Origin of the sequence: Pseudomonas sp. SWRI179 (assembly GCF_014268705.1) — a bacterium.
Taxonomy (GTDB): Bacteria; Pseudomonadota; Gammaproteobacteria; order Pseudomonadales; family Pseudomonadaceae; genus Aquipseudomonas; species Aquipseudomonas zanjanensis.
In genome coordinates, this window is the sequence record NZ_JABWRA010000041.1 from 48406 (window position 1) to 62581 (window position 14176).

8 protein-coding genes and 2 pseudogenes are annotated in these 14176 nt (G+C 59.9%); 4 read left to right on the forward strand and 6 right to left on the reverse strand.

The window, feature by feature from the left end; translation table 11 throughout:
- Positions 1 to 2: 2 nt before the first annotated feature.
- The 6 genes from HU767_RS21320 to HU767_RS21345 form a co-directional block, all read right to left on the reverse strand.
- A complete protein-coding gene (locus HU767_RS21320) occupies positions 3 to 410 on the reverse strand; it encodes a GtrA family protein (protein WP_186706650.1) in 408 nt (135 codons plus the stop codon).
- The gene (locus HU767_RS21325) at positions 407 to 1075 is read right to left on the reverse strand and encodes a methyltransferase domain-containing protein (RefSeq protein WP_346343478.1); all 669 of its coding nucleotides are present in this window, start codon (positions 1073 to 1075) and stop codon (positions 407 to 409) included. The genes HU767_RS21320 and HU767_RS21325 overlap by 4 nt, the downstream gene beginning before the upstream one ends.
- Before the next feature lie 110 nt (positions 1076 to 1185).
- Positions 1186 to 2208, reverse strand: a complete 1023-nt coding sequence (locus HU767_RS21330) for a glycosyltransferase family 2 protein (protein WP_186706652.1) — start codon at positions 2206 to 2208, stop codon at positions 1186 to 1188.
- A 12-nt stretch (positions 2209 to 2220) separates the two neighbouring features.
- Complete coding sequence (locus HU767_RS21335) at positions 2221 to 4629, reverse strand: phospholipid carrier-dependent glycosyltransferase (RefSeq protein ID WP_238349503.1); 2409 nt, start codon at positions 4627 to 4629, stop codon at positions 2221 to 2223.
- 130 nt (positions 4630 to 4759) lie between these two features.
- A complete protein-coding gene (locus HU767_RS21340) occupies positions 4760 to 7207 on the reverse strand; it encodes a glycosyltransferase (protein WP_186730401.1) in 2448 nt (815 codons plus the stop codon).
- A 139-nt stretch (positions 7208 to 7346) separates the two neighbouring features.
- Positions 7347 to 8165: an ABC transporter permease gene (locus tag HU767_RS21345; protein ID WP_186730402.1), complete on the reverse strand. Its 819-nt coding sequence runs from the start codon at positions 8163 to 8165 to the stop codon at positions 7347 to 7349.
- 186 nt (positions 8166 to 8351) lie between these two features.
- Between HU767_RS21345 and HU767_RS28905 the strand changes: the two are divergent.
- The 4 genes and pseudogenes from HU767_RS28905 to HU767_RS21360 form a co-directional block, all read left to right on the forward strand.
- Positions 8352 to 9575 (forward strand): annotated as a pseudogene (locus HU767_RS28905) (ABC transporter ATP-binding protein); the annotation flags it as partial.
- Positions 9576 to 9713: 138 nt separating this feature from the next.
- A pseudogene (locus tag HU767_RS28910) lies at positions 9714 to 11075 on the forward strand (polysaccharide pyruvyl transferase family protein); the annotation flags it as partial.
- Positions 11069 to 11755, forward strand: coding sequence for a 2OG-Fe(II) oxygenase (locus tag HU767_RS21355; RefSeq protein ID WP_186730404.1), 687 nt, complete (start codon positions 11069 to 11071; stop codon positions 11753 to 11755). The pseudogene HU767_RS28910 and the gene HU767_RS21355, both read left to right, overlap by 7 nt.
- Positions 11736 to 13901 (forward strand): glycosyltransferase, encoded by a 2166-nt coding sequence (locus HU767_RS21360; RefSeq protein WP_189674372.1) that lies wholly within the window; start codon positions 11736 to 11738, stop codon positions 13899 to 13901. The genes HU767_RS21355 and HU767_RS21360 overlap by 20 nt, the downstream gene beginning before the upstream one ends.
- Positions 13902 to 14176: the final 275 nt, after the last annotated feature.

Here is a 14176-nt window from a genome sequence, read left to right on the forward strand (position 1 = left end):
GGTCATGCGCCTTCGGCGCGGTCAGTGGGGACCGGCGGGGGTGTAGTGGAATGAAACACGAACAGTTTGCTGATCCAGTAGGTCAGGGCCACGCAGATCACGTCGCAGACAAATTTCACCGGGGCAGGGCTGTCGACGACATACAGCCCCACGCTGAACAGCGCTGAAGCGACCGGGATATTGATGGCGAGCAACGAGAAATAACGCAGTGCTTGGGCCTTGCTGCTGCCGTGGGTCGACTGGAACGTGAAGTGTCGATGCAAAAAGAACGCGAACACTCCGGCCACGCCTTTGCCGGCAATGTTGGCCAGGACGGGGTGACCGTCGACCAGTGCGATCAACAGCAAAAAGGCGCCCATGTCCAATGCATAGGCCATGACCTGGATGGCGCCATAGCGGATAAAGGTCAAGACGTCCTCCGGATCACCACGATGTGATGCAGCGCCAACAGTCGCCTCAACGGATGCAGCAGTTTCTCCACGACCTTGAGCACGGGGATCAGCGCGTCAGGCAACAACTGGCGAAAGTTCAGGCCGCCGGAAACCAGGTAGCGCAGATAGTTGCCGCAGATTTCCTGGTGGACGATTTCCAGGCCTGGGTGCTTGCGCTCGAACGCCTGTCTGTCGCGCACGAAGACGATGTAGCTGAGGGCCTGGTTGGCGCCGTTCATGGGGCCGGTCGAGGGTGTCTCCCAAGACGGGAAGTGCATGTCGAAGCCTTCGGACTTGAACAGGCGTTTATAGAGAAAAGCGGCAAAGGGACCGTGAAAGGGCTCGATCAAAATGGCGCCGCCGCCGACCTTGAGCGTTCTTTCCAGCTCCGTGAAAAATTGCTCGGGATGAGGAAAGTGATGAAAACAGTTCTGGCCATAAAAGGCCCTGACCGAATGATCGTCCAGGCTCATTGCTTCGGCATTGAGCGCCATGTCCAGTTGCTCGGTGGCGACAATGTCCGTGGCCAATACTTCTGGGTACGAATCGCGCATGGGCGCGATGCCCGCTCCCAACTCCACCTCAAGGCCTTCGACCTTGAAGTAGCGGTCTGCCAGGCGATGAAACCCGTGGTGAAATTCCACGAAGACTTCCCGCAGCATTCGCTTGCGTTCAAGCACTTTGCCGTGAAGTGCGAGGCGTTCAAGGCCGTCGACATCCAATGCCTTGAGCGACGGGTCCGATAAAAAATCCCTTAGCGCTTTGATGAGTTTTCTTCCCGCAATGACGTTGCTTTACCGCGCCTGGATTGCCGTGGCCGGCTGGGTACCGAGGCGATGTCGTAACCGAGGAACGCCATGATCAACTGCAACCCCATGAGCATGGGCAGGGCGCTGAGCATCACGGTACCGGCGGGCGTCGCGACGCTATTCTGCGCCGATTCATACCAGTGATAACTGCCGAAGAAGATGCCGAACAACAACATGAGGATGCCGATCGGCAGCTCGATCGACGCCAGGGACATGTCGCGCAAATAGTAGTTGTAGAGCACGCGCTTGGTGAAATTGCGCAGGTGCTTGAAAAGAAATTCGCCCACGATCTTCGAAATCTTGAGGTGGCTGACCTCGTCGCCGTAGCGGGCCTCCATGGGAATGTCCACCACGACGGCGCGCACCGTGTTCAGGCGGAACAGAATGTCGGTCTCGAAAAAATAGCGCTGGCTGACCTTGTCCAGGGGTAACAGCCGGGCGACGTCACGGTGGATCGCCGTGTAGCCATTGGTGGGGTCGAACAGATCCCAGTACCCCGTCGACAGTTTGGCCATCAGCGATAACACGGCGTTGCCGAACAGGCGCAGCCGCGGCATCGATTGCACTTCTTCCAGGTTGAAGAATCGATTGCCCTTGGTGTAGTCGGCTTCACCCGCCAGGATCGGCTCGATGAACAGCGGGATCAGCGTCGGGTCCATCTGACCATCCCCGTCGACTTTGACGATGATACTGGCACCGTCGGCGAGGGCTGCCCGATAGCCGGTCATGACCGCACCACCGACGCCTTTGTTGACGTCATGGGGCAGCACGTTGACCCGGGAGTCGTTACAGGAGGCCTGGACATGCCCGCCTGATCCGTCCGGGCAGGCATCGTCGATGACATAGATGCGCCAGACCTCCGGCCCTATGGCGTCGATGACGCCGACAATGTGCGCGGTGACCCGATAGCTGGGGATGACGACGGCGACTCGCTGTTCATCCGTGAAAAGCTCGGTTTTTGAGTTCATCGATATCGCCCACTATTGCCTGAATGAAAGTGACCTGAATGCCACGGGAGTGTCGGTATGCCCGGACGCATAGATGATCGCGGACGTGGCATTTGCAGGGGCAACGACGCTCATTTCATGGGTCTCCCATTGCGTGGTGCAGTCAAATGTCTCGATGCTGGCGGTGATGAAATCGCCTTGGTCGTCCATCCAATTGGCCTGGATTCTGCCGGTGGTGGCCGTTGTTGCGCAGCGTGCGGACACGCTGTTGATGTACGTCAGTCCCGGTGTCACTTCGACCCGCTGCGTGGCCGGTGTGTTGACGTTGACGGTCAGGATCTTGCGCGCCGCGTCATACGCCGAGGGTGACGTCAGGCTCCAGCCTTCGAGGCTGGACAGCTCCGGGTTGAGCAGGTGTTCATCCTGCGTGACGTTGAGCTTGCGCAGGTCCAGGTCACCCAATCTGGCAGACGACGTGGACACAGCGAGCAGCCGATCGAGAGGCGCCTGGGGAAGGGATTTGAGGTCGATCAGCAGCCAGTTCACCTGACGCCGGCGCAAGCGCTGGGTGAGCGCCGAGGGTGAGGCCGCCGCATCGAATTCGTTTTTCCACTTCAGGTTGTACCAGGATGCGTAAAGGGCATCGCCGTGCAAACCGGCCATCAGCGGCGACGCAAAGACCGCCACGGGCTGACCACCGCTGTTCAAGGCGTTGACGGTGTCGACCATTTTCCGGATAGGCAGGCGTTCCAACAGATAGGCCTCCCGACCTGCCTGGCTCAACAGTGCCGAGGGGTTGATGTCGCCGTAATAAGTCGCGGCCTGAATGAAACGGGTATTGGCCAGGACCAGCAGGGCACCGGCGACGATGGCGAGGCTGCGGGGGAAAACCCTGGCGTCGGAGAAGGGCAGGGCCAGGATCACCGAAAACAGCGCGAAGGACGGGAACACATAACGCAGGTAGGCCGTTGAGTGGAACGTCGTGAACATCGCGCCGGCGCCAACCAGCAGAATGCACAGGGCTTTTCTGTTGCCGCTCAACAGCACGGCGACGGCGGCCGTGGGCAGCAACAGCCACTGGAAGCCGGCCGCACCGACGCGCCCCTCGATGAACTGGGGCGACTTGAAGACCATTCGATAGAGGGTATCCCAGGTCATCCCGGTACCGAACGTGGCCGGCGGTTCGAAATTGATGTCGGGCCAGAGCGGCGAATGGAAGATGGCGTTGAAAAACGGGAACACTGGGTTGCCGGTCAAGAACCCGGCGCAGAGGTAGGGAGTGGCGCCGGCCAGTATCAGGCCGGCACTGCCCAGCAGGAGCGTCTTGACGATGCCTGGCACTACCCAGGCCTTGAAGTGCACCAGCAGGATCACCAGCAGGACCGGCAGGACGCTGAGGGTCACGGCCTTGGTCGCGAGGGCGAAGCCCAGCAAGACGCCGGCCAGGAGCAGTTGCGACAGGCGCTCCCTGGGATCCGGCGTGAAGCTTGCGACCTTCAGGATCGCCAGGGTGCCGGCGAGCATGAAGGCGGTCCACGCCGACTCGATATGCAGGCTGCTGCTTTCGGCGAAGGCGAGGGGCGTCGACAAAAAGATCAGGCTTGCCCAGCGGGCACTGGTGGCAGAGCCTCCGGCCCAGAGGGTCATGTTGCGGATCTGCCACGCCAGCAGCAAGGTGAATGCGCTATTGCTCAGGCGCGCTGCCGTTTCGCCGGCCAGCATATAGACGATGCTGTAGATCCAGTCGGCCAGCATGGGCATGACGGCCCACACATAGGTGCTGGCATCGAACGACCATTGATGTCGCTGGGCCAGGTGTGAAGGGACGAACAGGTGCATGGCCAGCGCGTCATGCCCGACCTCGGGCATGAAGGCGACCAGCACGTAAAGGCAGGCAAAGCCGCCGATCAGGACGTCGAGCCCGGTCTGGAGGTGTGTGTGTGCTGAGCGGGTGGCCTGGATGTGCCGCGGCAGTTCACGCCATAACCCGGTGACGTGTTTGTACCCCAGTAGCAGCGGCAGCGACAGCATCGCGCCATATAGCCAGGGGTAGTTGATCGGCCAATACGCGGCCAGGCCCGTTAGCGTGCCGAACGTACCGGCACCTACCAGCAGATGGACACTCCAGTCGGCAGAGGCTGCTTGCCCGAGCATCCACCTGCCGAGCACCGTGGCAGACAGCGCGAAGACTACGACCACTATCACCGGCCAAGCTTGCGCGCAGGCAACGGCCAGGCACGCCAGTAAACCCAGGCAAAGCATGAACGGTGGCTTGCGAGTGAAGACGGTGAGGACGGCGAGGACTGCCACTGACAGCAATATCGTCCGGCTACTGCTGTTCATGGACGCCAGTTCAAGCGTCGAAAAACCGTACACACCGACCACCGCACTTGCCAGCAGAACCAACAGCACCACTGCGTATTTCAGGCTGAATCTGGGCAAAATATCGTCTCGGTTAAAGGGACAACGCTGTCCAATAAGGCAAACCAAAGATTCGTGGCGCGGGAGCAAGCTCCCTCGCCACACATTTCATCTGCTCCCTTCAGTAAATCGCTTTGCATGCGAAGGACGTTTAGGCGTCTCGGTACGTGTGCGGGACCCAGGATCCCCACTTGCTTTCGTAGATCGCCCGGTTCTTTTCGAAAAGTGCCTGTTTTTTCCTGGCGCCCAAGGTGTTGAACGACGCAGACAAATGGTGATGAACGAAAACATCTTCGGCACAGGCCGCGCGCATGCCACGACGCTGTACGCGGCGGCAGTAGTCGTCATCCTCGAAAAAACCCAGGCCGTACTCTTCGCACAGGCCACCGATCTGCTCGTAGGTCGAGCGCGGGAACATCACGCAGAAAAACGCCAGGGTGTTGATCTCGAACCACTCGCCCATGCGGGCGCGGGTCATTTGCGCGGCTTCGGCGGGCATGTCTTCTATCCGCTCATAGCGGGTGCTGACTTTGGCCTCATTGCCGATGTTGTTGGTGATCGGGCCAATGATGCCGATCTCCTTGTGGTCTTGCAGGTGGCGGATCAAGCCTTTGATCCAGCCGGCGGTGACGACTGTGTCGTTGTTGAGGATAACCAGGTAGTCGCCGCTGGCCGCTGCGAGGCCCAGGTTGTTGCCGGCGGCGAATCCTTTGTTGTCCTGGTTGAGGATCACGATCCGGTCTGGATGGCCGTCGGCCCAGGCAGTGAGAAACGCCGGGGTCTGGTCGCTGGAGTGGTTGTCGACGACGATGATTTCAAGGTTCGGGTACTGGCTCTGGGTCAACAGGCTGTCGAGGCAGGCCTTGGTCAGTTCGAGGTTGTTGTAGGTCAACACCACGACGCTGACTTTGGGCACGGGCAAGGTTGCAATGGCCTCGCGCAGGCTGGCGGCCCGATGCTGCCAGGTCTGGCCCCGGGCGAACGATTGACGGGCCGCCAGCGTGGCGCTGTCCTCCGGCAGTGCGCCCAGGACACTGCGCAGGGTCGAGATGAACTCAGTCGGCTCTTCAACCGCCCAGACCAGTTTGCCAAACTGGCTCAACTCCGGCAGTTTCACCGACACCACCGGTTTCCCCGCGCTCAGGTATTCATAGACCTTGACCGGGTTGGTGGCGAGGGTCAACGGCATGACCTTGAACGGAAGCAGGCAAACGTCCATGGCGTGGAGGTAGTAAGGCAGGGAGGCATACGGGACTTCACCCTCCAGGACCACATTCGGGAAGGCCTTGAAGTGCCTTTTTGCCTGGACGATATCACTGCCGATCAACAGGATCAGGTGCTGCGGGAAGGACTGGGCGACCCGCTTGACCAAGTCCAGGTCGAACCATTCGGCAATGACGCCGTAGTAACCGATGATCTTTCTGTTGCCGGGGGCCCGGTAGACCTTGTCGGGACGTCGGCTGAAAAAACTGAACTCGCAAGCGTTGCGGATCACCTCAACGTTACGGTTTTCCCGCTTGCCGTGTTGTTCGATCCAGTCGGATGTCGCCACCAGCAGATCGGCCCGGCGCATCAGGGCGATTTCCAGGTCGAGCAGTTCCTGGGCCACGTTGCCGAAGCCTTCGTGGTGATCCATGCAGTCATAGACCAGCGTGGCGTTTGGCACTCGCCTGGCCAGCGGGAACCAGTAGGCGTGCTGGACAATGCAATCCGCCGCGTTGACGTTCGCCGATTGCAGGAGCATGGCCAGGCCTTCGCACAACTGGCGGATCGCGGCCGCTGACGGCGGGGCATGATAAATGGCCGGTGCACCGAGCACCTTGAAACGGATCTGGAACAGCCGGTTGGAACCTTCCAAGGGCTCTGCTTCGAAGCCGGGGGCCTCGTCGTCGATGAAATTGTTCGAGATATAAAAAGTCGTCTGTCCGGCCCGGGCGAGTTCCTTTGCCAGGTTTTGTGGGCGTTGGATGCGAAAGTGCCAGTCGATCACGCCGAACATCAGGATCGTGGGCTGCCCGAGGCTGGACGGTACTGCAAGGTTTACCGGCGGTGGTAGAGATTGCAGCGCAGAACTGGCGTCTGCCGATGATTCGCCCGGTGTTGCCTTGCCGGGTTTCAACCAACTTCGAAGCCGACGCGCCAGCTTGCTTTTCTGCTGTGCGGTGAGTGGCAACCAGGCGTAGACCCGACGCGATAATTTATACAGTTGCTTGCGTATCGAATAACGCAGCGGTGCACGTTCGATGGCGTTGCCCCAGTCAGAAAGCTTGAACAGCTCGGCTTGCTTGGCCGCCAGTTGGGCACGCAGATCCACCGCCCAATCGGAGAGCACGACAGCCTCTTTTTCCTTGGTCTGGATTAATGCCTCGGCGTCCTTGAGGCGCTGTTCGGCCACCCGCAGTTGCTCGCGCAGTCGCCCGGTCTTGCCTTCTTGGAGCGACAGACGGGTGCGAAGCGCTTTCGAACCAAGGTTCAGTTGTTCGATAAGCCGGTCTCGATTCTCGATTTCCTTGACCAACTGCAAGGTTTCAATGGTTCTGGATTGTGTTGAGCGAGTCAGTTGGTCAATGCAATCAACAAGACGGTTGATCTGGTCCATGCGGTTTTCTGGTCCTTTGGTCAATACGGCGACGCACACTCGGTCTTTCAGTAACGATGTGTGCGTCAATCACCAGCCAGGCTCCAGCCGTGGCATGAATCAGCATAGCGGGTGCTGAGCGGGGCGCCACGCAACAATGTCATATGACGTCGGCAAAACCTTTGCGGGTCCGCTGGAACCAGGCAAACCCGGCGCAGGCAATCAGCACGGAAATGGCCGAATAAGCCGCCAGGTAGGCCCATTGCGGCGGCCGGCCCCAGAACAGCACATCGCGAACCATTTCCACCGGCAGCGTCAGCGGGTTTGCCTGCAACGCGGCCTGATAACTCTGCGGAAGCGTCGAGAGGGGATAGAAAATCGGCGAGAGAAACAGCATCGCCGTGATGATGATGCCGATGAACTGGCCGATATCACGCAGGTAGACGCTGATCGAGGCGAGAAACCAGGAGAGCCCCAGCGTCATCAGCACCAAGGGGAAAAGCACCAATGGCAATAGAAGGGCGGTTACCGGTGGCGTTCCGAACAGGACGATATAAAAGATCAGCCAGGCCAGGACGCTGACAGCCATGTGGAACAGCGCTGCGCCGAGCGACACCAGGGGTAGGGTTTCCAGTGGGAACACGATCTTCTTGACGTAGTTGGTATTGGCCAGCACCAGGCCCGGCGCACGGCTCACGCATTCGGAAAACAGGTTGAAGACCAACAGGCCCGCGAAGAGTACCAGGGCGAATTCGCTCTTGGATTCCCCGCCGCCCGACCAGCGGGCCTTGAAGACGACACTGAACACGAATGTGTAGACCACCAGCATGAAAACCGGAGTGAAGAACGACCACAAGACGCCGAGCATCGAACCCTTGTAGCGCCCGATGACTTCTCTGCGGATCAATACGTAGATCAGGATTCGATTGACCAGGACACTCTTGATCATGGCGATGGGGGACATGCTGAACGACTGCATTGGTGCTTGATCCTTAAGGCAAAATCCGGATGCTCCCTGTGTCGCGTCCTCATTGGAGGGTAGACCACGTGCAGGTTCATTCGAAGTTTTTTTCCCCATCTGTGCTTAACTCATCCGCAGTGCCCAGCGAAGGACTGATTGAGTAGCGCCGCAATAATGGCCGTGATTCATGGAAGGGTTTTGTCGATGTCGTTTGAAGTGGCCATTCGTGCCGAAAACCTGAGCAAGTGTTATCAGATTTATGATGCGCCCAAGGACCGTCTATTGCAGATGCTGGTGCGCGGCAGGAAGCGTTTCTATCGCGAGTTCTGGGCCTTGGACGATGTTTCGCTGACCATCGCAAGGGGGGAGACCGTCGGTATCATCGGCCGTAACGGCAGCGGCAAATCCACCTTGTTGCAACTGATCTGCGGGACGTTGATGCCGACCCGGGGCAGTGTCCAAGGCAATGGTCGGATTGCGGCGTTGCTCGAGCTGGGGTCTGGTTTCAACCCGGAGTTCACCGGTCGCGAAAACGTCTATGTGAATGCGGCGGTGCTGGGCTTGGATCGCTCGGAAATCGACGCTCGTTTCGATGACATCATCGGCTTCGCCAATATCGGCGACTTCATCGACCAGCCCACCAAGATCTATTCCAGCGGGATGCTGGTACGGTTGGCCTTCGCCGTTTCGGTCTGTGTCGAACCGGAGATCCTGATCGTCGACGAGGCCCTTTCCGTTGGTGATGCCTCTTTTCAATTCAAATGCCTGAACCGGCTGGAAGAACTGGCTGCCAAAGGCACGACGCTGCTGTTCGTCTCCCATGACATGAGCATGGTCAAGCGCTTCTGCCACCGGGTCATCTACCTGCGCGCAGGCCGGGTCGTGGCCAGCGGCTCGCCCGATGAAATGGCCGAGCTGCACTTGCTCGACATGCGGGACGAGCAACGTCGCTGGGCCAGTGGCGGCGTGATACCGGTGACGCGCAAGTCATTCATGGGCGGGCAGGAGGGCATGGCCTTCGGGACCGAAGAGGGGCACATCAGCGCTGCCTGCTTCACCAACACCCAGCAACTTTCGTCCAGCTACCTGTATGGCGACGATATCGAGATTCGCGTCGAGGCGTTGCTGCATGAATCGGTCACGCAACCGAACATCAGCTTCACCATTCAAGAGGCCAGGCTGCTGGTGATCGGCGGGGGCAACTTCGCACTGCAACCCAGCCCGCCCGAAAACGGCTGGCGGCGTGCGGCGATCACGGTGCGCTTCCCGGCCAACCTCGCCGAGGGGCGCTATCATGTCACCCTCAAGCTGTTGCACGGCGCGACGGAAGACACCTCGCAATTGATCGAAAAGCAGGTCGCGCCCTTGGCGTTCGACATGTTGCCGAACCACAAGGACTTCTTGGGCATGGTTGACCTGGGGTTGCAGCGGATCGACCCTCGACCGGTTGAACCACCTCCCAAGGTCTGCGCCGCTCAAGGAGAACCGGTTTTGACGGAGCACCCGGACACGCGCACGTGGCAGGTCGCCATATTCGGCACCTTTGACGTGGAGAACTACGGCGATCTGCTGTTTCCGATCATCGCCGAGGCGGAGCTGACCCGGCGCTTGGGTTCTGTCAACCTGCATCGGTTTTCCTACCACGGGAAAACCCGACCGCAATGGCCTTATGCAGTGACATCGCTGACGGAGTTGCCCCATGTCGCGGCGAGCCTGGATGGGGTCTTGATCGGCGGTGGTTTCCTGATCCGCTTCGATAAAGTCGTTGCCCACGGCTATGGTCCGACAACCGCCGATATCCACCACCCCACCGGTTATTGGCTGACCCCTGCGCTCATCGCGCTGCAACACGCGGTCCCGGTCATGTGGAATGCCCCCGGGATGCATTGCAACGATATTCCCGACTGGGCCAGGCCGCTATTGAAAATGACCCTTGAGCAGAGCCAGTACGTGCGCGTGCGAGATGCACTGTCGCGCGATTCCCTCGCCACGCTGACTCAACAGGCCGAGATCGAAGTGCTGCCCGATACCGCGTTTGGCTTGCCCCGCCTGATCGATGAGCAGCAACCCTCGGCCGAGTTCATTGGCCTGCGCGAACAGGCCGGGCTGACTGGGCCCTACATCGTGATCCATGCCATTCACGTTGTGGAATCCTTTATAAAACTGTTCGAAGACCACGCCGAGGCATTCCAGGGCTATCAGTTCCTGGTGGTGCCGATTGGCCCCGTCCTGGGGGACGATCCGTCGGTCATTGCCGGGCGCCTGCCGGGGGCCGTTACCTTGTCGTTCTGGCCAGAGCCATTACTGATGGCGGAAATTCTCAGCCAGGCCCAAGCGGTCATCGGCCATAGCTACCACCTGGCGATCACCGCTTTGGCGTTTGGCGTCCCGGTGTTTTGCTCGGCGGACCTGACCACGGGCAAGTACACGGCGCTGGCGGGGTTCGACTCGCTCCACGCCTTGCCGGACGTGGCGACGGTCGATCCGCAATGGTTTCTCGCCCGTGTGGGCAAGACCCACCCATTGCCCGCGGCGCGTGCGGCGGCGGATCAGTTGGTCGAGCATTGGGACCGGGTCGCGGCGATCATTCGCCAGGGTAAAACAGCGTCCCAGCCGGTGTTGGGAGCGTTTCTGCAGCATCTGCCCAATTTGCTCGAAGCCTCGGCCGAGGGCCGTGACCCCGTGTCGACTGAACGGCCGGCAAGCCCCGTCGTGCCAGAGCCGGCCATCATCGAACCGGCACAAAACCTTGCAGCGCAGGAGTTCGCCCAGCAGCAACGGATTGTCCAGCTCAGCCAGCAACTGGCCCTCAGCGACGCCAGGATGCTTGAGTTGCAGAACTCCAATTCATTCCGAATGACCGCACCACTGCGTTCCATCGCCCGTGGTATCCGAAACCTGACAGCGAACAAGAACCGACAATGCTAGATCTCTCTCGTCTCACGCCAGCGGCGCTAAAGGCCCATCCGTTCTCATGGGCTGAAATCGGCAATCTGTATTCGACCGAGGATGCCGCCGCGTTGGCGGCAACCTTTCCTCACGATCACTTCAAGACGGTGAGTGGTTACGGTGGCGAGAAAAACTATGACTATGAGGCGCGGGCCCTGGTGAGCATGGGCACCTCTACCATCGTGTTTCCCGAAGAACTGAGCGAGGCGTGGTTGCGACTGGCACTGGACCTCGGCTCGGCCGCCTATCGAGGGGCCATGTCGGAGCTGACCGGGATCGATCTGCGCAGTGTGCCGATGGAGGTCAACGTCTTTCATTACGGCCCCGGTGCGAGCCTGGGCGCCCATCCGGACCTGCCCGACAAACTGGTCACCCATATCCTGTATTTCAATGAGTCCTGGGACCGCAACGACGGCGGCTGCCTGACCATCCTGCACCGCAATGATCCCACCGCCGTGGCGGCCGAGATCGAGCCGTTGGTGGGCAATTCGGCGATCCTGGTGCGCTCGGACCATTCCTGGCATGCCGTCACTCCCGTGGTGAGTGGCTGCCAATCTTCCCGCCGCAGCCTGACGGCAACGTTCTACCGGCCGGGCTCCGTCAGTTCCATGTGGCCGCCGGGTGACAGCACGCCGCTGCATGGGTACCCACGTGCTTAAACTCGACAGCGCCCTGATCGACCGCGATGCCGCCTTGGCTCAACGGGATGCGGCCATCAACGAGCGCGATATCGCCCTGGCGAAAGTCGACTTCCTGCAAAACACCCGTTCGTGGCGTTTCACCCGCCCCCTGCGTTCACTGTTCCGGGTGTTGCGTTATGGTTTTTCCGCCACCCGGGAATTTCCCGAAACGGCCGCGGCAATCGTCTACCCGGCGGCACCGGAGCCGTTGCCGAACGTTGCGGTGGCGCCTGATTTCGCCACGAAAGGACGCCTGGATATTCTCTGCTTCGCCAACATCGAGTGGGCCGCGCGCTTTCAGCGACCGCAGCAGTTGATGAGCCAGTTTGCGAACAATGGTTATCGAGTGTTTTACATCGTCCCCTCCGTTGTGCCGGAGCAGGGGCAGCTCTATCGATTGGCGTCGGTGGCGCCCAATGTCTTTGAAGTGGCCTTGCAGCGCGACGCGCAAGCGGCGTATTACGAAAAGATCGTGACGCCTGAGAATCATCAAGCCTTGCTGCGAGCCCTTACTGCATTGGTTGCCGACATGCAGATCAGGACCGCCCTCTCGGTGGTGCATATCGCCTACTGGAGCCCGGTGGCACTCAGCCTGCGCGCCGTGCATGGCTGGCGCATTCACTACGACTGCATGGATGACTGGGATGGCTTTCCGAACATCGGCGAACAGTTGCTGAGCGAGGAAAAGACCCTGATTGCCCAGGCCGACCTGGTGACCGTTTCCGCCGCGTTGCTTTACGAAAAATGGTGTGCCTACAACCCACGCTGTGTGTTGGTCCGAAACGCGGTGGATTTCGCTTTTTTCCGGCAGCACTGTTTTACCAATGATGTGTTGAGCGGGCTTGTCGGGCCTGTCATTGGTTACTACGGCGCCCTGGCCCAGTGGCTTGATTATCCGTTGCTGGCGGCGCTGGCGGACCGGCGGCCAGCGTGGAACTTCGTCCTGGTGGGGGACATTTTCGTCGAGGATCTGGCGGGCCTCGAGCACAAGCCCAATGTGCAGCTGTTGGGCCACAAGCCGTACTCGCAAATGCCGCTTTACCTGGATCATTTCGATGCCTGCCTGATTCCCTTCAGGCTCTACAACGTGACGCATGCGGTTGATCCGGTGAAGTTCTACGAGTACATCAGCGCAGGCAAGCCGGTGATCTCCACGCCACTGACGGAGATGAGCATTTATAAAGACCTGCTGTACTTCGCCACTGGGGTCGATGAGTTCCTCCAGCAGATCGAGCGTGCCTTGGCCGAACGCGACCTGGCCCTGTACAAACGGCGCGTGGAGCTGGCCCGGGCCAATGATTGGAAGGATCGATTCGATAGCATGCACCGGGCTATCGTCGGCCTGTACGAAAAAGTCTCCATCGTGGTCGTGACGTACAACAACCTCAACCTGACCATTCAATGCGTCAACAGCATTCTGCGTAACACCACCTGGCCCCATTACGAGCTCATCGTTGTCGACAATGGCTCGGACGATGGGACAGGTGATTATCTTGAACGCCTGCGCCAAGCGGTGCCGAGCGCGAAGATCATCCTGAACCCGGACAACCGGGGCTTTGCCGCGGCGAACAACCAGGGTTTGCGCGAAGCCGATGGTGACGTCCTGCTGCTGCTCAACAACGATACGGTCGTGCCTGGCGGCTGGCTGGACCCGCTGGTCAGGCATGTGCGGGATCCGAGTATCGGCTTGGTCGGGCCGGTCACGAATGCGGTTGGCAACGAAGCGAAAATCGAGGTTTCCTATACCGACATTCAACAGATGCAAGACTTTGCAGGCCGCTACACCGAAGCCCGAAAGGGACGCTCGTTCGATATCTCGATGCTGGCGATGTTTTGTGTCGCCTTTCGCCGCAGCGTCCTCGAGGAAGTGGGGTATCTGGACGAGGCATTCGGGATCGGGATGTTCGAGGACGACGACTATAGCCGTCGCGTGCAGGCGGCCGGCTATCGGACGGTCTGCGCCGAAGATGCGTTTATCCATCACTACGGGCAGGCCTCGTTCAGGAAGCTGATCGCCAGTGGCGAGTACCAGGCCCTCTGGGACAAGAACCAGGCGTACTTCGAAAGCAAATGGGGCGCTTGGCAAGCCCATGTTCACCGCAACGAGGCGGGGGACAAGGGTTAGGCTGCCACAGGGCCATTACCTTCAACATCCTCGTCGACGGTCACGCCGCCATCGCGAGCAGGCTCGCTCCCACATTGGATTCTCGGTAGGCACAAAATTCATATGCACCCAGTCCCCCTGTGGGAGCGGGCTTGCTCGCGAAGAGTCCGGCATCTCCAGCATTTTCATTGACTGACACACCGCTATCGCGAGCAGGCTCGCTCCCACATTGGATTCTCGGTAGGCACAAAATTCATATGCACCCAGTCCCCCTGTGGGAGCGGGCTTGCTCGCGA